19 protein-coding genes and 1 riboswitch are annotated in these 16428 nt (G+C 59.6%); of the genes, 9 read left to right on the top strand and 10 right to left on the bottom strand.

Annotation, left to right across the window (positions count from 1 at the left end):
* Positions 1-292 precede the first annotated feature (292 nt).
* The 4 genes from J7447_RS19650 (at position 293) to J7447_RS19665 (ending at position 4818) form a co-directional block, all read left to right on the top strand.
* The gene (locus J7447_RS19650; protein WP_209170685.1) at positions 293-1429 is read left to right on the top strand and encodes a glycosyltransferase family 2 protein; all 1137 of its coding nucleotides are present in this window, start codon (positions 293-295) and stop codon (positions 1427-1429) included.
* Positions 1430-1438: 9 nt separating this feature from the next.
* Entirely contained in the window at positions 1439-2938 is a 1500-nt protein-coding gene (locus J7447_RS19655) for a glycosyltransferase family 39 protein (RefSeq protein WP_209170626.1), read from the top strand.
* A gap of 108 nt (positions 2939-3046) precedes the next feature.
* Complete coding sequence (locus tag J7447_RS19660) at positions 3047-3844, top strand: ChbG/HpnK family deacetylase (protein ID WP_209170627.1); 798 nt, start codon at positions 3047-3049, stop codon at positions 3842-3844.
* Between the two features lie 284 nt (positions 3845-4128).
* On the top strand, positions 4129-4818 hold the full coding sequence (locus tag J7447_RS19665; protein WP_023002086.1) for a Crp/Fnr family transcriptional regulator: 690 nt from the start codon (positions 4129-4131) through the stop codon (positions 4816-4818).
* Positions 4819-4874: 56 nt separating this feature from the next.
* Here J7447_RS19665 and J7447_RS19670 read toward each other — a convergent pair whose 3' ends face one another.
* Positions 4875-5306, bottom strand: coding sequence for an Rrf2 family transcriptional regulator (locus J7447_RS19670; RefSeq protein WP_075284384.1), 432 nt, complete (start codon positions 5304-5306; stop codon positions 4875-4877).
* A gap of 97 nt (positions 5307-5403) precedes the next feature.
* Between J7447_RS19670 and J7447_RS19675 the strand changes: the two genes are divergently transcribed.
* From J7447_RS19675 to J7447_RS19685, 3 genes are all read left to right on the top strand, one after another.
* On the top strand, positions 5404-5907 hold the full coding sequence (locus tag J7447_RS19675; protein ID WP_209170628.1) for a group III truncated hemoglobin: 504 nt from the start codon (positions 5404-5406) through the stop codon (positions 5905-5907).
* Positions 5898-6119 (top strand): hypothetical protein, encoded by a 222-nt coding sequence (locus tag J7447_RS19680; RefSeq protein WP_209170629.1) that lies wholly within the window; start codon positions 5898-5900, stop codon positions 6117-6119. Before J7447_RS19675 ends, J7447_RS19680 begins: the two co-directional genes overlap by 10 nt.
* A gap of 265 nt (positions 6120-6384) precedes the next feature.
* Entirely contained in the window at positions 6385-6729 is a 345-nt protein-coding gene (locus J7447_RS19685; protein WP_051990218.1) for an acyl-CoA thioesterase, read from the top strand.
* A gap of 155 nt (positions 6730-6884) precedes the next feature.
* Here J7447_RS19685 and J7447_RS19690 read toward each other — a convergent pair whose 3' ends face one another.
* On the bottom strand, positions 6885-7184 hold the full coding sequence (locus J7447_RS19690; RefSeq protein ID WP_139314296.1) for a hypothetical protein: 300 nt from the start codon (positions 7182-7184) through the stop codon (positions 6885-6887).
* Positions 7185-7225: 41 nt separating this feature from the next.
* Positions 7226-7350, bottom strand: a riboswitch (SAM-I-IV-variant riboswitch).
* A 97-nt stretch (positions 7351-7447) separates the two neighbouring features.
* Between J7447_RS19690 and J7447_RS19695 the strand changes: the two genes are divergently transcribed.
* Positions 7448-8137 carry a YoaK family protein gene (locus J7447_RS19695; RefSeq protein ID WP_158514212.1) on the top strand — a complete coding sequence of 230 codons (690 nt, stop codon included), beginning with the start codon at positions 7448-7450 and terminating at the stop codon, positions 8135-8137.
* Between the two features lie 28 nt (positions 8138-8165).
* On the opposite strand, the gene J7447_RS19700 is transcribed toward J7447_RS19695, so the two are convergent.
* The 4 genes from J7447_RS19700 to J7447_RS19715 all read right to left on the bottom strand — a co-directional run bounded on the left by J7447_RS19700 (position 8166) and on the right by J7447_RS19715 (position 11516).
* Complete coding sequence (locus J7447_RS19700) at positions 8166-8915, bottom strand: ABC transporter ATP-binding protein (protein WP_209170630.1); 750 nt, start codon at positions 8913-8915, stop codon at positions 8166-8168.
* Positions 8912-10150, bottom strand: a complete 1239-nt coding sequence (locus J7447_RS19705; protein WP_209170686.1) for an ABC transporter permease — start codon at positions 10148-10150, stop codon at positions 8912-8914. Before J7447_RS19705 ends, J7447_RS19700 begins: the two co-directional genes overlap by 4 nt.
* Entirely contained in the window at positions 10147-11160 is a 1014-nt protein-coding gene (locus tag J7447_RS19710; RefSeq protein ID WP_209170631.1) for an efflux RND transporter periplasmic adaptor subunit, read from the bottom strand. The genes J7447_RS19705 and J7447_RS19710 overlap by 4 nt, the downstream gene beginning before the upstream one ends.
* Positions 11161-11303: 143 nt before the next feature.
* Positions 11304-11516 carry a SlyX family protein gene (locus J7447_RS19715; RefSeq protein WP_023002075.1) on the bottom strand — a complete coding sequence of 71 codons (213 nt, stop codon included), beginning with the start codon at positions 11514-11516 and terminating at the stop codon, positions 11304-11306.
* A gap of 200 nt (positions 11517-11716) precedes the next feature.
* On the opposite strand from J7447_RS19715, the gene J7447_RS19720 reads away from it, so the two are divergent.
* On the top strand, positions 11717-12421 hold the full coding sequence (locus tag J7447_RS19720; RefSeq protein ID WP_209170632.1) for a glutathione S-transferase N-terminal domain-containing protein: 705 nt from the start codon (positions 11717-11719) through the stop codon (positions 12419-12421).
* A 17-nt stretch (positions 12422-12438) separates the two neighbouring features.
* On the opposite strand, the gene J7447_RS19725 is transcribed toward J7447_RS19720, so the two are convergent.
* The 4 genes from J7447_RS19725 to groL form a co-directional block, all read right to left on the bottom strand.
* Entirely contained in the window at positions 12439-12642 is a 204-nt protein-coding gene (locus J7447_RS19725; protein WP_023002073.1) for a hypothetical protein, read from the bottom strand.
* 103 nt (positions 12643-12745) lie between these two features.
* The gene (locus tag J7447_RS19730) at positions 12746-13420 is read right to left on the bottom strand and encodes a YceI family protein (protein ID WP_209170633.1); all 675 of its coding nucleotides are present in this window, start codon (positions 13418-13420) and stop codon (positions 12746-12748) included.
* Between the two features lie 205 nt (positions 13421-13625).
* Positions 13626-14417, bottom strand: coding sequence for an isocitrate lyase/phosphoenolpyruvate mutase family protein (locus J7447_RS19735; protein WP_209170634.1), 792 nt, complete (start codon positions 14415-14417; stop codon positions 13626-13628).
* Between the two features lie 340 nt (positions 14418-14757).
* A complete protein-coding gene (gene groL / locus J7447_RS19740) occupies positions 14758-16398 on the bottom strand; it encodes a chaperonin GroEL (protein ID WP_031269757.1) in 1641 nt (546 codons plus the stop codon).
* Positions 16399-16428: the final 30 nt, after the last annotated feature.

Genomic DNA, 16428 nt, shown 5'->3' on the forward strand with positions numbered 1-16428 from the left:
GAATGTCGTGCGGGACCAGCGACAGGGAAGCAATTCTGCAGTCCGTGCCTTGTTTGCATCACAGTTCGCGGTAAAAGGGCGCTTCAGGAACAGTGGAAGTGCAGCTGCGAAAGACAGGTGAAGCACAATGGGCCGGTAAATCGGCCGGGCAGTGCGGGCATCCATTGTCTTTTCTTGTATTTAATCTCTGCCGGGCTATGGTCCGCGCGGATCGGGTGAAAAGGGCCGTCCCGGTGCTGCAAGGAAGGCACGGGACCGGCGGACAGGGCTCAGTATGGACAGTGCGGTGCGCATGGCGGACGGGAATGCCGGCGAAGTTGGGGCCGAGGCTCTGAAAGGGCCGAAGGCCGCTGAACTCAGTGTCATCCTGCCGAGTTTCAACGAAGCTGCGAACATTCCAATCCTGATCGGCCTCCTGGACGAGGAGCTCGCCGGGATTGCCTGGGAAGCGATCGTCGTCGACGACAATTCGCCCGATGGAACCACCGAGGTTGCCCGCGAGATTGCCCGGACCGATGCGCGCGTCCGGGTCATCCGCCGTATTGGCCGCCGGGGCCTGTCGGGGGCCTGTATTGAGGGCATCCTGGCGTCCTCCGCCCCATTTGTCGCCATCATGGATGCGGACCTGCAGCACGACGAGACCATGCTGCCGAAGATGCTGGCCGCCCTGAAGGCAGACGAGACGGACCTGGTCGTCGCAAGCCGCAAGGTCGATGGCGGCACCATTGGCGAAGGCCTGTCGTCCTTTCGCGCCTGGGGCTCCAACCTCGCCAACGGCCTCGCTCAGAAGCTGCTGAACGTCACCCTCAAGGATCCGATGAGCGGGTTCTTCATGATCCGCCGGGACAAGGCCGAAGCTCTCGCACCGAAACTCTCGCCCCAGGGTTTCAAGATCCTGCTCGACCTGGTCTCAAGTGCGGGTGGTACCTTGAAGATCAAGGAACTGCCGTTCACCTTCCGCGAGCGCCAGCACGGCGAAAGCAAGCTGGATACGCTGGTCACGCTCGACTATTTCGGACTGCTGCTCGCGAAATATTTCGGCAACATCGTTTCGGTCCGTTTCCTGATGTTCGGCCTCGTGGGAGCAAGCGGCCTCTTCGTCCATCTGGCGGCGCTGCGCGTGTTCCTGCTGAGCGACATGGAATTCAACCTCGCCCAGACGGCGGCGTCCTTCGTCGCAATGACTTCGAACTTCTTTCTCAACAACCAGCTGACCTATCGCGACCGCCGCTTGAACGGCATGAGGGCGCTGGTCGGCCTCCTGACTTTCTACGCGGTCTGTTCGGTCGGCGTGCTGGCCAACGTCGGTGTCGCCAACCTGATCTACGCCGATCCATCCTACTGGTGGTTCGCCGGTACGGCGGGGGCGATCATGGGGGCTGTCTGGAACTACGCGGCCAGCTCCGCCCTGACCTGGCGCAAGTCGTAAAGGCCCGTTGTGACCGCTGAAGCTCAGACCGGATCCTTGCCTTTCTACCTGCGGCCCGCAGGCCTGATCCTGATTGTCGGCCTGTTGACGGCGTTGAAAATCTTTGCCGCCAGCCACTCGCATTTTGTCGAGGACGAAGCCTATTACCGCCTCTGGGGGCTTTCGCCGGCGCTCAGCTATTACGACCATCCGCCGATGATCGGCTGGTGGATCGGCATCGGTCAGGCACTGTTCGGTGACACGGTCTTCGCGGTTCGCGCCCTTGTCATCGCTTCAGGCGTGATCGGTTCCCTGGCGCTGTGGCGCACAGCCTCCCTTTTGTTCGGACGCACTGCCGCGGCCTGGTCCGTCCTGTTCCTCAACGCCAGCCTGCTGGTGGGCATCGGCGGCATTCTGGCAACGCCCGACGCACCGTCAGTGCTGTTCTGGGGCCTCAGCCTGTGGGCGTTGACAGAACTGTCAACGTCCAGAAACGCCAACTGGTGGTTCGTGGTCGGGCTAATGGCCGGTTGCGGTCTGGTTGCCAAATATTCGGTCCTGTTTCTGGGCGCGGGCATCGTCCTGTGGCTGATCTGGGTGCCGGATGCCCGCCGCTGGTGGCGATGCTGGCAACTCTGGGCCGGTGGACTGATCGCGCTGCTCTGCTTTTCGCCGGTGCTTTACTGGAACCACGTCCACGAATGGGTCAGCTTCTACAAGCAGTTCGGCCGGGCAGGCACCGGCGGTTACACGGCAAGATATATTCCTGAGTTCCTGGGCGCACTGGTCGGGCTGATGAACCCGCTGATCGCTGTTTTGGCGATTGCTGGTGCCACCAGGCTTTTCAAAGGGCTTCGGGCGCGGGAAAACGCGGCGTCTCTCCTTCTCCTGACCGTTTTGCCGTTCCTGCTCTATCTCGGGTATCACTCTTTGCATTCGCGTGTGCAGGCCAATTGGCCGGCACCGCTTTTTCCCGCTTTTGCCATGATGGCTGCGGTCTTTGTCACCAGCCGGCCTGCCAGCCCAGCCCTGTGGCAGCGTCTGGCGCAAGCCGGTGTCGTCCTTGGCCTTGCAGTTGCCGTCGTGGTGCAATTGCACGCAGTCTGGCCGCTGACGGGTACCTTTGCCCGCAAGGACCCGACCTTCCAGTTACGCGGTTGGCCGGAGATCGGACAGGAAGTGAAGGAACTGGCAGAAAGGGAGGGGGCCGGCTTCGTGGCAACGACCAGCTACGGCCTCAATGGCCAGCTCGATTTCCTGATGAAAGACGACCTGCCGGTGTTCCAACTGACCGAGCGTATCCGCTATGTCATGCAGCCTGCACCTGACATGTCGCTGTTCGACAGGCCGGGGCTCTATGTTGCTGAAAAGCGCCGGAACCGGGAGGGCGACCTGCGGCAGTCCTTTGCCAACGTCGAGGAAGTTGCCGAGCTGACGCGCAAGGTTAAAGATGTGCCTCTGGAAAAGCTTGTCGTCTACAAGGTTGAGGGGCGTATCGGCCCGGTGTTCGAGCCGGTTGACCCAAATTGAACCGGCAGGAGATGTCGGCTCCACCCAACATCCGACTTGATTTGCTTGGCTGAATGACGCAGGGATGTGGCTTAATATTCACATTGTCCGGTCCGCCTGCGGAATTTCATGAAGCGAATTACACTTGGAGCGTTGGACTACGGCCTTGCCTTCGGGGTCGATCGCGCATTGCGTGAACTTGTGGAGCGGGGGCGCCTGAGCGCTCTCGGGGCCATGGTTGCCACCGAGCTGTGGCCACGCGAATTCCGTCCGCTGCAGGAAACCGCGGAGAAGGTCGGCAAACGGGCACTCTTCGGGGTGACCTTGGCCTTCAGTGGTGACCGTGTTTCGCCGGTCAGCGCTCGCATGCAGGAGATCTATGGCGACCGGATGTTCACGCGCGAACAACTGCAGCGCCGTGCCTTGCTGCGGCTTCTGCCGGACCAGATTCTGCAGGAGGAAGCTCAGGCTCAGCTTGCCCGCTACAGCGTGTTGATGAAACGTCAGCCGGATTTCGTGGCGGTGCGTGAAGGTCTGTTGGAGCGCACGTCCCTTGCGCGGATCGTTCTGAAGGCGATCGAGCATGCCGATTATCCCGATCCGCCACTGCTGATTTCGCCGGTGCAATCAGGTCTCAAGGCTGTCCGCCTGGCACGGCTTGCCAAGGCGCACGGCCTGAAGCTGCTTCCCAAGGCGGATCCCTTGCCGGAGACCGAGGATCAGGAAGCGCTGCACGCTCTTTTGCATAACCATTTTGACGGCATGAGCGATCTCAGTTTCGTGGCTGCTATTCCCGGCCGTTCGGACGATCGCCTGCGGCGGGACGAACCGCGCCGGAAGATTGCGATACGCGAATGCCAGTTTGAGGTTCTTTCCAGCCAGAGGTTCTTTCAGACGCTGGAGAAGAAGGACGTTTTTCTGAACTGACACCGAACTTTCGCTTAAGGTGCTGGCAGTCAGGCTTTTGTGAGGTTTGTTTCCGACTTGCGAATTCGGATCGGCTGGTGAGCCTAACGAAGTGGTGAAACGAAAAAACGGCCCTGCGGGGTACAGGGCCGTTTTTCGTGGAGGTCCGGAAGAGGGGAGGGGCGGCCCCGCTTCCATGTCCTTAGATATAGGGTTATTTTGCTGGAATGCACGTGATGGGCATCACAAGATGGCGTTTGATCTTGTAATTTCGCGGGCAGCAGCGCTTTTGGCAGGGGTAAGGTGTGGCTGAAATCAAGGATTTTTTAAAAAATAGCTTTTCGCTTGAAGGGCTTGACCCGGAACTGGCTGTCGGCCTGTCGCGCCTTGCAAGGCCGATGAAAATATCGGCTGGCACCATTCTCTTCGAAAATGGCGATCCCGGAAACGGCTGTTACGCGGTTCTGGAGGGCTCGCTCAAGGTATCGCTTTTGTCCGTTGAAGGCGACGAGCAGCTGCTTGCAGTGCTCGGCCCTGGCGATCTTGTCGGCGAACTGGCCCTGCTTGATGGCCGTCCGCGGTCGGCAACGGTCATCTCCCTGAAGGAAGCCCAGCTAGCCTTCATCGACAAGGCCGCCTTCCAGCGGTTTGCCGACGAGAACCCGGCCGTCTACCGGCATATGCTGTCGATCGTCGGCAAGCGGCTGCGCCATGCCAATGATGTGCTGGCGGCACGCTCGTTCCTGCCCTTGCCGGGAAGGGTCGCCCAGACCCTGCTGCAGTTGGCGGAAACCTTCGGCAAGCCGCTCGACGATGGCCGGTTGCTGATCCACTACAAGCTCAGCCAGGCAGATATCGCCAACATGGCAGGTGCCGCGCGCGAAAACGTCAGCCGCGTCCTCAACGACTGGAAGAGGGCAGGCACCATCAGCCGGATTTCCGGCTACTACTGCCTGGAGCAGATGGACTTCCTGGAAAAGGCTTCGACGCTCTAGGAAAACCAGGATCGAAACGGATGGTCCCCGTCTGCCTCGTTGCAGCCGGGGTTGCCTCAGGCGCTGGTTTCGACCGGCAATGCCATCTGTGTTCCGGCCAGAATGGATGCCAGCGTTTCGGTATTGAGGCTTTCCAGAAAGGCTTCCGAGGCTCGCGCCATTGCGCCTTTCAGCGCACACCGGGGCAGGAAGGCGCAGACTGTGGGCTCGGGCTTCAGGCAGGCGACGACGCCAAGGTCCGGCTCGATCAGCCGTACCACATCCCCCAGGCGGATCATGTCCGGTGTTTTCGCCAGCCGTATCCCGCCGCCACGCCCGCGCGTCGTCTCCAGATAGCCACCTTTGGCGAGATGAGCGACGATTTTCATGACATGTGATTTGGCAAGGCCAAGCTGCCGCGAAAGCTTGTCGACGGTCTGCGGGTCGTCGGATTGGCCGGTCGCCATCAGAATTCTCAAGGCAAAATCGCTGGCCTGACTGAGGCGCATGGCTGGGTCTCTTTAAACATTCATCTTATATGTTGATTTTAGCGGGTTGTTGTGCCATTTAAAAGATGCATCTTAAATGAATGTTATGGAGGCGGCTATGGAAGCCCCTAACTCCAGTACCAACAGATACAAGCTGAAGAGACGCGAAACGCCGGACCAGGGCGACCGGCTCCGTCGCTACGAGAAGGTCGATGAACAGGCGATCCATGTGATGGTGCATACCTTCTATGGCTGCATTCGCCAGCATCCACGGCTCGGAGGCATCTTCGAACGCCGTCTGGCTGGCCGTTGGGAAGAGCACATGCCGAAAATGGAAGCCTTCTGGCAATCCGTCCTGATGAAGAACGGCGCCTACAAGGGCAAGCCCGTGCCGGCTCACCTGAAGCAGAAGGAGCTGGTAAGCACGGATTATGGCGAATGGCTCAGTGTCTTCCGGCCCGTGATCCGTGAATTGTTCGTACCGGACCTTGCAGACGAGATTGTGGCCATTGCCGAACGCATCGCACAGAGCCTGTGGCTGGCCACCTTCGGAACCCCTGGAGCCAATCCGCCTGCTGAACTGACATCGCAACCCTCTGAATGGAGCGGATCATGCTGGTAACGATTGTCCTGATAGCGGAAGCGCTGGTGTTCGTCTGGTTCACCGTCTTTTCGCTGATGCTTCTGTCCATGTATCTGGATTCGCGCGGCATGCCGCTGCCGAAACTGGATGTCGCCGGCCGCACACTCATCGGCAGCGCGAAACTGGCCTTCATCACCGGCATCGTCGCCCTTTCGGCGATGACAGTCCTTGAAATCCAGGCCTTCAGCTAGAAAGCAACCGAAATGAATACCTCCAACCTTCTGCATCGCGGCCTGCCGATCCTGCTGATCTGGGTCGCTGCCCCCATGCCGTTGTGGATCATGGCAATCCTGATGTTTGTCCTTTGACGCTGGACTTGATCCGCAGTTCCTTCTGAGGCCCTCCGATCAACCACTTCTATTCTTGCAGGTGATGACCTAGTCTTCTTGCGAGAATCAGCGGAGGGGCTCAGGCGTGTACGACGAAAAGCCGACAGGCGATCTGACATTGCGCACCATGGCAATGCCTGCCGACACCAATGCCTCGGGAGATATTTTCGGGGGCTGGGTGTTGTCGCAGATGGACCTGGCAGGCGGTATCGCAGCCGGTCAACGGGCCGAGGGACGTGTCGTGACCATCGCGGTCGACAAGATGAAATTCATCCGGCCTGTCCATGTGGGCGACGTGCTGTGCGTTTATGCCGAAGTCCTTCGTGTCGGCAACTCGTCGATGGAAATCAAGCTTGAATCCTGGGCCCTGCGCCATCGCTACGGCCATCGTGAAAAGGTGACCGAAGCGGTCTTCACCATGGTGGCCGTCGATGACGGCGGCAAGCCGCGCCCGGTCCCCAAGAGGGACTGAGCGCCGCGATCTCATCCGGCTTGGTTCCCCAAAAAAACTCATCCTTCGAGACAGGCCTTCGGCCTTCCTCAGGATGAGGCGAGTTGCTGCAGCACGCCTGTATCAAAGAAATTGGCAGAGTGCAGACGTTGTGCACCACACGGGGGCACGCCCCGTCAGTGCCTGACGGGTCCGTGCCGGTTGAGAATATCGGCAAAGAGGTCTTCATCGACAGCGCAGGTGCAGCCGTTCGCCCACAGTTGAAGCAGTGTTTTCAAACGCTCGGTGCGGGCGGTCTGGCTGAGCGGCGCCTTGTGCCGTGGTAGGCCACCCAGGATGCGCAGGGATTTGATCCGCGCCAGAACGCAGTCTTCAGCGGCCTGGCACCAGATATCCGTTCCGGCAAGCTTGGAGCTCGCCGCCACATGGTTCTCGATCAGATCTGCCGCACGTCCGGCAAAAGGGTCCTGAGACAAAAAATCCTCCATCGGTTGCCCGAGGAGGACTGGCGCATGCAAATTAACCGCTTAGTTGCCGGAAAGCCTCGGTTGAGGGTCTGACCAGCCGCATCCCTGTTGCGGAAACCACCTTGCCCGGAATGGCAGGTTGGCGAGGGCGCCAGCCCTTCTCTTGATGATGGCGCGCTTATGCCATGTCCAATCCGGCTTGGCAAGTCCGCCAGTGCATGGCACATCTTCCTGAAAGGACTAGCTCGGGAGCTCCACAATTGGACCGATCCATGTTGCATCACAGTCGGCCGTTGGTGCCGATTCTGCTCGCCTTTTGTGCCTGCTTCATCGATGTGGTCTGTATTCTCGGCCTGTTTCACACCTTCACGGCATTCATTACCGGAACGCTTGTCGTCTTGTGCACGGAGGTGTTTCACCAGGGGCAAAACGCGGCCCTGAAGGTTTTCGTGCTCGCGGTATTCTTCGGTTCGACTCTCTTCTGGTTCGTTTCGGTCACTGCGCTGGTGCGCAAAAACAGGATTGCCGTCCGGCATCTGTTCGCGCTCGAAGCTTTGCTGGTGGCGGGCTTCATGTTCGTCGCCGGTCTTGGAGATCCTTCCGCCGGAGGGCCGTTGTCCGCCGTCACTCTGACGGCTGTCGGCTTCTCCACCGTGGCCATGTCGTTGCAGAACGTCATCATGCTGACCCTGCTCAACAGGCATGTTCCCACGACCATCATGACCGGCAATACGCTGAAGCTTGTGCTCGGCATCGCCGACTATTTCACGCATCCCGAAACGCGGCCCGACAGCCGCTCCCGGATCCGTCACCAGGCCTTCGTCCTGATGGCCTTCGCGGCCGGAGGCCTCCTGGCGAGTTTCCTGATGACCGTTATGGGGTTCTGGGCGCTTGCGATACCTGTTGCGCTCCTGATGCTGCTGGCGATAGTCCAGCCGGTGCATGAGCCTCAAGTCGCCTGAAACCGGTGCCATCTACTCAGGCCGCAAATTATGCGCCCAAGCCGGGTGCTTCTTCCCTTTGGTGGTGCCGGTCGTAATCGATGCGGCCGTCGACCAGGTGGATACGCCGGTCCATCCTGTCGGCGAGATCGATATCATGGGTAACGGCGACGACGGTGGTCCTTTCGGTCTTCACAATGGCCTGAAGACTTTCAAACACCTGTTCCGTCGATGCACTGTCGAGACTGCCGGTCGGTTCATCAGCAAGGATCAACTGCGGTGAATTGGCAAGTGCCCGGGCGACAGCGACGCGCTGTCGCTGGCCGCCGGACAATTGCTCCGGGCGGCGGTGAAGAAACTCTTCCAGACCCAGCGCCGCCAGAAGCTCCGTCGCATGGTCGAGTTGGGCCTTGGGGCTGCGTTTGCCGAGCCGCTGCATCGGTATCATCACGTTTTCCAGTGCGGTAAACTCCGGCAGCAGGAAATGAAACTGGAAGACGAAGCCGAGTTTTTCCAGGCGAAGATGCGCCATTTCGGCAGACGTCAGCGCATGAGTGGGAAGGCCGTCTATCCGGACCTCGCCGGAGGTCGGCCTGTCGAGAAGGCCAAGCAGATATAGAAGCGACGATTTCCCGGAACCGGACGGACCGGTAATGGCAACGAACTCCGCCTCGCCAACCTGAAAGCTGACGTCCTGCACCAGTGTCACCGGCACGATGGCCGGCAGGATGCGGGTGAGGTTGCTCGCTTCCAGCAGAACGTGGCCGGGAGCCGTCTGTTTTTCCGGGGAAGGGGTCATGTCGCCCCTCGGATAATGTCGACAGGATTGAGCCGGGCGGCTTTCCTGGCGGGAATGTAGCCGGCGATCCCGGATGAAAACAGCGCCAACAGGCAGGCTATGATGTAGTGCAGGGCGGAAAAATAGATCGGCAGGTGGGTCATCTCCACGTCCTGGGTGAATTCGAATTTGACAGACGCGAGATAGCTCGACAGTCCGAAGCCGAGCGCTGAACCTGCAATAGCGCCCAGGATGCCGATCACCAGCCCTTCAAGCACGAAGATCTGCTGAATATCGACTTCCGGAAATCCGAGCGACTTCAGGATCGCGATATCACGCGCCTTTTCGTGCACGATCGTCGAGACGATGTTGAAGATGCCGAAGCCGGCTACCACCAGAATGGCCCCGACAACCGTGTACATGATCACGTTGCGTACGAAGAAGGCTTCCATCAGCCCCTCGTTGGCCTCTTCCCAGGAAACCGCCTTGTAGCCGAGCTGCCGCTCGGCCCGTGCGGCAACCGCGTTGGCTTCGGCGATGGAATTGAGGTGGATTGCGATCGAATTGATGACGTCCGGTTTTTCCAGAAGGATCTGCACGGCCTTCAGCGGCGCATAGGCAAGCCCTTCGTCGCTGGTGGTGATGCCGCTGTGGAACAGACCGACGATCTTGAAGCGCTTGGCGACACCGTTTGCGGATGTCAGGGTCACGGTATCGCCCAGGTCCGCCCCCAGCCGTTCCGCGGCCTTGTCGCCGATAACGAGGCCATTTGACGTCGTATCCAGGTCCTCGAAGGAGCCCTGGCGCATATCCTCGCCGATCATGGAGACGGTCAGTTCGCGCTTTGGTTCCACACCGACCAGGGTCATGCCGATGTCCTGTCCAGCATAGCGCAGCACCGCCTGGCCGCTCAGGCGCTGCGCCATCGATCCGTTCACCCAGTCGCGTAACGAGGCAAGCGCTTCGGTCGGGTTGCGGATGCCGCGAAGGTCTTCCTTCGGCCTGAGACCATGATAGGTGACAGCGTCATAGACTGCACTGGCCGGTTGTTCCGCCGGTGCGCGTTGCTCGTCCAGGATCTCCACATGGGGGATGGCGTCGATCAGTGTTGCGGTAAAATCCCGCTGAGACCCTTCCATGAGGCTCGCCATCGCCACCGAAAATCCGACACCAAGTGCGACGCCAAGCGTTGAGACGATGGTCTGGCGCAAGCGGTTGCGAATGTGGGTGGATGCGATGCGCAGGAGAAGCATTATTTGCCGTCTCCGGGAATCGGCCTGACCTTCTGTCCTTCTGCCAGATCCGGGTTATAGGGAAAGACGACCCGGCTATCTCCCGTGATCCCCTTCAGCACTTCCGTGGCGCGGGTGCCCTTGATCCCGGTTTCGACCTCCAGCAGAACGATTTTGTTATCCCCATCCAGCGTCAGCAATTTCGAGCCGTCGAAGGCCGCGGTCGGCAGAAGCAGCGCGTCGTCCTTCTCCGAGGTGACGATATTGATCTCGGCTGTCATGCCGATGCGCAGCGGGGTGTCTTCCGGGAGATCGAGATAGACCCGGTAGTTCTTCAGCACCGGATCGCCTTTCGGAGTGATGCTGGCAACTTCCGCTGTCAGTTCCTTGCCTGGAAAGGCGTCTGCACGGATCAGGGCCTTGTGACCCTTGGCGACCTTGGGAATATCCTCCTCGTTGACTTCCGCCACCAGTTGAAGGGGAGAAGGCTGACCGATCCAGAAGAGAATTTCACCGGGTTCGGCGACTTCCCCCACCGACCCGTCCGCCCTCAGAACCATGCCGTCCATGGGGGCCACGATGACATAGTCGCGCAGCCGTTCCTTCTGGGCCGCGGTGATGGCGTTGATGCGGATCAGTTCGTTCTGGGCCTTGTCGTAAACCTGCTGGCTGACGACACGGCGTTCCAGCAGTTGCAGCGCACGTTCCTTGTCGGATTGTGCCAGCTCCTGGCGGGCTTCCAGTTCGGCAAGCGTCGCACGGGCATCGCCGCTGTCCAGCTCCGCCAGCTGGTCGCCTTTCTGGACCTGGTCACCCTCGCAGCCGCACAGCGAGACGATCCGCTCGCGGATGATGCTGGTAACCTTCGCCCATCGGACGGGTTCAACGACTGCGGTGGCATAGACCACTTCCGCCGCCCGCCCGGTCGTCGGCATCACGGTCTGCACTTCCGGCGGTTTCTTGAACCACCAAAGTGAGCCCGCGATAGCTCCCGCGATCAGCAGAACAAATATCAAAAGTTTTAAAAAGCGCATGGCACACCCTTGCCGGATCTGCCGCCACAATAACGTTTCGAGCGAGGAACGCCATGGCCTGGATCAAATGAGGATGCCTGCGCGCAAAGGCTGGCCGGACGTGTGCCTCAAGAGCGCGATCAGGTAGCGCCCTTCGTCGAAGATCAGTAATGCGGCGGCTTTTCGATCTGGTGGCCGGGCAGAACGTTCTCCATCAGTTCCGTGACCTGGTCCGTCATGTTGGTGACGAGCCGGTTGAGCCTGTCCAGCTGGCGTCCCTGATCGAAGACGACCGTATTCAGTTCATCAATGGTGTTGAGCGCATGAGCGAGATCGATCTCGAGCTTCTCGATTCGGGCTTCTTTGTCGTCCGCCATGGGTGTCTCCTGCGTCGTCCTGGGGCAATGTGGCTTCTTTCGGCACCCGCCCGATGTCTGTCGAGGCAGGTATATTGCGGCGGCGGCGAAACACCAACTCTCATTGTCGGCGGACTGTGAGTTTGCGCCCGGCGAAGCTGCGCTATATCTATGCGTAATCCTGACAGGGGTCGGGACCTGCAATCCCTAACGAGGGCTCCATGACCGATCTGTCTGACTTCGAGATCTCCCGCAAATGGCCTGCCAAACACGCCGACCGTATTCAGCTCTATTCGCTGCCGACGCCCAACGGCATCAAGGTTTCGGCAATGCTGGAAGAAACGGGCCTGCCATATGAGCCGCATGTGGTCGATTTCGGCAGCAATGACCAGTTGAGCCCGGAATTCCTGAAGCTCAATCCGAACAACAAGATCCCGGCAATCATCGATCCGCACGGTCCAGGCGGCGAGCCGTTGCCTTTGTGGGAATCCGGCGCGATCCTGATTTATCTGGCGGAAAAGTCGGGCAAGTTCCTGCCGCAGGAGCCGGCAAGGCGCGCCGAAACGCTGCAGTGGCTGATGTGGCAGATGGGTGGCTTTGGCCCGATGGCGGGTCAGTTGGGCTTCTTCCACAAGTTCGCGGGCCGGGACTATGAAGACCGTCGGCCTTTCGAGCGATACCGGGACGAGACGAAACGCCTGCTTGGCGTTCTGGATCGGCAGCTGGATGGGCGCGATTTCATCATGGGGAGCGACTATTCCATCGCAGACATGGCCTGCTGGCCCTGGGCGCGAAATCTCAACGGCTTCTACGAGGCCGGCGAGGTGACCGACTTCGCGTCCCACACCAATGTGGTTCGCTGGGTCGACACCTGCATGAGCCGTCCGGCAAGCCAGAAGGCGGTCAACATTCCCTCGCGCGACTAAACGTGAAACGGTGTCGATCAGGCCAGGAAGACGACCGAAGTCAGCAATGCCAGCAGCAGGATGATCACCGCTGCGACCCGCCAGATGGTGCCATATCTGGAAACCGGGGGAACCTGGGATTCCAGTTCCTGATCCGTCTGGGCATCCTGGGCGATCGTCCTGTTGAGTTGATCGGCATTCTCATACTGGTCTGACGCAGTCTGTCGCATACTCTGTGCCATCGGTCTCTCCATGGTTCAATTCTAGGAAGAAAACCGTCAGAGGCGGCTAAGGTTCCGAAAACCGTGTAAGACGGTCACGCATGAGGAACGGATGCTGACCGGATTACTGCGCTTCAGCCTCTTTCAGTGGTGGGCCGCTGAACTCCGTTTCGATCACGAACTCAACATCATCCCCCACCCCGAGGTTGGAGCCTTCTGGCGGAAGTCCGTAGGACATGCCGAAATCGGACCTTCTCAGCGTACCTGTTGCGGAAAATCCGATCCGAGCCTGTGGGTCGTAAACCGCCAGGCCCGGATAACCGCCGTTGAAACGCACGTCGAGCTCAACTGGCCGCGTTTCTCCCCTGAATGATAGGTCGCCTGTCACGACGGCAGTTTCAGCGCCGGTCAGTTCAATGCTGGTCGAGCGATAGGTGATCTTCGGGTGATCTCTTGCATTCAGCCAGTCCGGGCCAAGCAGCATGTCGCGAAAGCCATCGGGTGGCGTTGCCGTCAGATGCAGGGATGCGACGTTTATGTCGACGCTCAGGCTGGCGTTGGCCGGATCAGCGGGATCGAGTTCCAGTGCGGCGTCAAAGTCAGCAAAGGACGCGCTGTAGTACGAAAAGCCGAGGTGATTTGCCCGGAAGACGAGCGTCGAATGGAATTTGTCGATCTTGTAACTGCCTGCCGGTAGAGCCGTCGCGGCGTCACCAGCATTTGCAGCAAGTGATGGCAACAGCACCGCTGCGACACCGCAAAGGGCGGACAGAAAACGAAGTCCCGGGGACAGTGGCATAGTGGTTCCTCTATTGACCGGAAGTTGGAAACAGCGGTGTGTTCAGGCCGATTTCAGGTGCAGCCGTGGCTGATTTTCCTGTGGCCATAGCCAGTGGTCTTGCCGATCGGCCATCAGGCAATCAAAAGATACCGACCAGTTGGTATGTTGTCAATCTTGCGGCCCTGATCTGTCGCCGGGCGAAGAGGGTGTTGGGCTTTGGCATCTAACAAAGCCTTGACCAGGCGGGAGCAGCATCAAGGTTGGTAAAATCTCCCGCGGCGATGGTTTGACCCAGTATATTGATCGCATTGAGAGCCGCGCGGGTAAATGATCCGCCAAGACTGATCCGCCGCACGCCAGCGTCTGCGAGCTGGTCGAAGGACAGGCCCGTTGCGCCTTGCCCGATGACATGGTTGACCGGAACAGGTACCGATGCGCAGACCGTCCGTATGGCTTCAAGATCAGGTAGGCCCGGGGCGTAGACGACGTCTGCCCCTGCTTCGGCAAAAGCGGACAGACGGCGAAGAACCTCATCGAGGTCATAGGCTCTCTTGCTGAGACCATCGGCGCGAGCCGTCAGGACGATCCCGGATTTCCGGGCCTCCAAGACAGCGGCGTCAACGCGCTCGAGAGCTTCGGAATATGGTCTTATACGACCGGGATTGGACGTGTCGCGATCTTCTATCGAGATGCCGGCAAGCCCGGCTTTCGCGGCACGTGCGACCGTCTCCGCGACACCTTCCGGTGTGTCTGCAAAACAGTCTTCGCCGTCCAGCGTGACGGGAAGGCCAGTTGCACGGGACAATGCCGATGCGTGGTCGATCGCTTCCTGCCTGGAAATTTGCCGGGAACTATCGCGCCGGCCTGTCGTGAAGGCATATCCCGACGACGTGGTGGCCAGAGCCTTGAAGCCGCAGTGCGCCAACAGCTTGGCGGATACGACATCCCACGGGTTGGGCACGATAAAGCACCCGGTCTCGTGCAGTTCTCGAAAGACATTGGCTAGGCTGGACATTTGAAGGATGCGCGAAGAGGAGGGCTATCTTGGACCGATATGAAAACACAGAGGTAGCAAGAAGGGCAAGTGCGCTGCTTGGTTGAGCTGCTGTTCAATTTTCTGAAAACCACCGCCGCCTCCCGTGCCGCAAGGTGGCACAAGCGCGAGATGATGGGTGGCCAAGAAAAAGGGCAGTCCGAAGACCGCCCTTTCTGTAAAGCTTGTGAGCTTTGGGCTTCTTGGAAGCACGTGCCGCCCCCCGTGCCGCGAGGCGGCACAAGCATGAGATGATGGGCGGCCAAGAAAAAGGGCGGTCCGAAGACCGCCCTTTCTGCAAAGCTTGTGAGCTTTGGGCTTCTTAGAAGCCCATGCCGCCCATGCCGCCCATGTCGCCGCCCGGCATTGCCGGAGCGTCTTTCTTCGGCAGTTCAGCAACCATGGCTTCGGTGGTGATCAGCAGACCAGCGACGGAAGCTGCGTCCTGCAGAGCAGTACGGACAACCTTGGTCGGGTCGATGATGCCAGCTTCGATCATGTTGACGAACTGTTCGGTCTGAGCGTTGAAGCCGAAGGACGGGTCGTCGTTTTCCTGGATCTTGCCAACAACGATGGAGCCTTCGACACCAGCGTTTTCAGCGATCTGACGGATCGGAGCTTCCAGAGCGCGCAGGACGATCTTGATACCAGCTGCGATGTCGGCGTTGTCGGAGGCCAGGCCTTCGACTGCCTTCTTGGCGCGCAGCAGAGCGGTACCGCCACCCGGGACGATGCCTTCTTCAACGGCAGCGCGGGTTGCGTTCAGAGCGTCGTCGACGCGGTCTTTTTTCTCTTTCACTTCGATTTCGGTCGCACCGCCAACGCGGATAACGGCAACGCCGCCTGCGAGCTTTGCAAGACGCTCCTGGAGCTTCTCACGGTCGTAATCGGAAGTGGTTTCTTCGATCTGAGCCTTGATCTGGGAAACGCGGCCGTTGATGTCGTCCTTGGAGCCAGCACCGTCAACGATGGTGGTGTTTTCCTTGGTGATGGACACCTTCTCGGCGGTGCCGAGCATGTCGAGGGTCACGTTTTCCAGCTTGATGCCGAGATCTTCGGAGATAACGGTGCCGCCGGTCAGGATCGCGATGTCTTCCAGCATGGCCTTGCGGCGGTCGCCGAAGCCCGGAGCCTTGACAGCAGCAATCTTCAGGCCGCCACGCAGCTTGTTGACGACGAGGGTAGCAAGTGCTTCGCCTTCAACGTCTTCAGCAATGATCAGCAGCGGACGGGAAGACTGAACAACAGCTTCCAGGATCGGCAGCATGGCCTGCAGGTTGGAAAGCTTCTTCTCGTGCAGCAGGATGTACGGCTTTTCCAGGTCAGCCATCATCTTGTCAGCATTGGTGACGAAGTAAGGAGACAGGTAGCCGCGGTCGAACTGCATGCCTTCAACGACTTCGAGTTCGGTTTCGAGGGACTTTGCTTCCTCGACGGTGATCACGCCTTCGTTGCCGACTTTCTGCATGGCTTCGGCAATGTCCTTGCCGACCTGCTCGTCGCCGTTAGCGGAGATCGTGCCGACCTGTGCAACTTCACCAGAGGTGGTGATGGTCTTGGAAGCAGCGGTCAGAGCCTTGACGGCTTCAGCAGCAGCAAGATCAACGCCGCGCTTCAGGTCCATCGGGTTCATGCCGGCTGCAACAGCCTTGGCACCTTCCTTGACGATGGCCTGAGCCAGAACGGTCGCGGTGGTGGTGCCGTCGCCAGCGATGTCGTTGGTCTTGGAAGCCACTTCGCGCACCATCTGGGCGCCCATGTTTTCGAACTTGTCTTCCAGTTCGATTTCCTTGGCAACAGACACACCGTCCTTGGTGATGCGCGGTGCGCCGAAAGCCTTGTCGAGAACGACGTTACGGCCTTTCGGGCCGAGGGTCACCTTGACGGCGTTTGCGAGGGTGTCGACACCACGCAGCATGCGCTCACGTGCGTCGGAGGAGAATTTTACTTCTTTAGCAGACATGTGATCGTCTCACTTTTTTGGAACAGGTTG

It is taken from the genome of Labrenzia sp. R5_0 (assembly GCF_017743835.1).
GTDB lineage: Bacteria > Pseudomonadota > Alphaproteobacteria > Rhizobiales > Stappiaceae > Roseibium > Roseibium algicola.

Bases quoted from the DNA above. Each gene is read 5' to 3' on its own strand.
- J7447_RS19660 (WP_209170627.1), top strand. From the start codon at position 3,047: ATGAAGCGAATTACACTTGGAGCGTTGGACTACGGCCTTGCCTTCGGG.
- groL (WP_031269757.1), bottom strand. From the start codon at position 16,398: ATGTCTGCTAAAGAAGTAAAATTCTCCTCCGACGCACGTGAGCGCATG.
- J7447_RS19710 (WP_209170631.1), bottom strand. From the start codon at position 11,160: ATGCGCTTTTTAAAACTTTTGATATTTGTTCTGCTGATCGCGGGAGCT.
- J7447_RS19670 (WP_075284384.1), bottom strand. From the start codon at position 5,306: ATGCGCCTCAGTCAGGCCAGCGATTTTGCCTTGAGAATTCTGATGGCG.
- J7447_RS19715 (WP_023002075.1), bottom strand. From the start codon at position 11,516: ATGGCGGACGACAAAGAAGCCCGAATCGAGAAGCTCGAGATCGATCTC.
- J7447_RS19735 (WP_209170634.1), bottom strand. From the start codon at position 14,417: ATGTCCAGCCTAGCCAATGTCTTTCGAGAACTGCACGAGACCGGGTGC.
- J7447_RS19700 (WP_209170630.1), bottom strand. From the start codon at position 8,915: ATGACCCCTTCCCCGGAAAAACAGACGGCTCCCGGCCACGTTCTGCTG.
- J7447_RS19730 (WP_209170633.1), bottom strand. From the start codon at position 13,420: ATGCCACTGTCCCCGGGACTTCGTTTTCTGTCCGCCCTTTGCGGTGTC.
- J7447_RS19725 (WP_023002073.1), bottom strand. From the start codon at position 12,642: ATGGCACAGAGTATGCGACAGACTGCGTCAGACCAGTATGAGAATGCC.
- J7447_RS19720 (WP_209170632.1), top strand. From the start codon at position 11,717: ATGACCGATCTGTCTGACTTCGAGATCTCCCGCAAATGGCCTGCCAAA.
- J7447_RS19695 (WP_158514212.1), top strand. From the start codon at position 7,448: ATGTTGCATCACAGTCGGCCGTTGGTGCCGATTCTGCTCGCCTTTTGT.
- J7447_RS19650 (WP_209170685.1), top strand. From the start codon at position 293: ATGGCGGACGGGAATGCCGGCGAAGTTGGGGCCGAGGCTCTGAAAGGG.
- J7447_RS19675 (WP_209170628.1), top strand. From the start codon at position 5,404: ATGGAAGCCCCTAACTCCAGTACCAACAGATACAAGCTGAAGAGACGC.
- J7447_RS19685 (WP_051990218.1), top strand. From the start codon at position 6,385: ATGGCAATGCCTGCCGACACCAATGCCTCGGGAGATATTTTCGGGGGC.
- J7447_RS19680 (WP_209170629.1), top strand. From the start codon at position 5,898: ATGCTGGTAACGATTGTCCTGATAGCGGAAGCGCTGGTGTTCGTCTGG.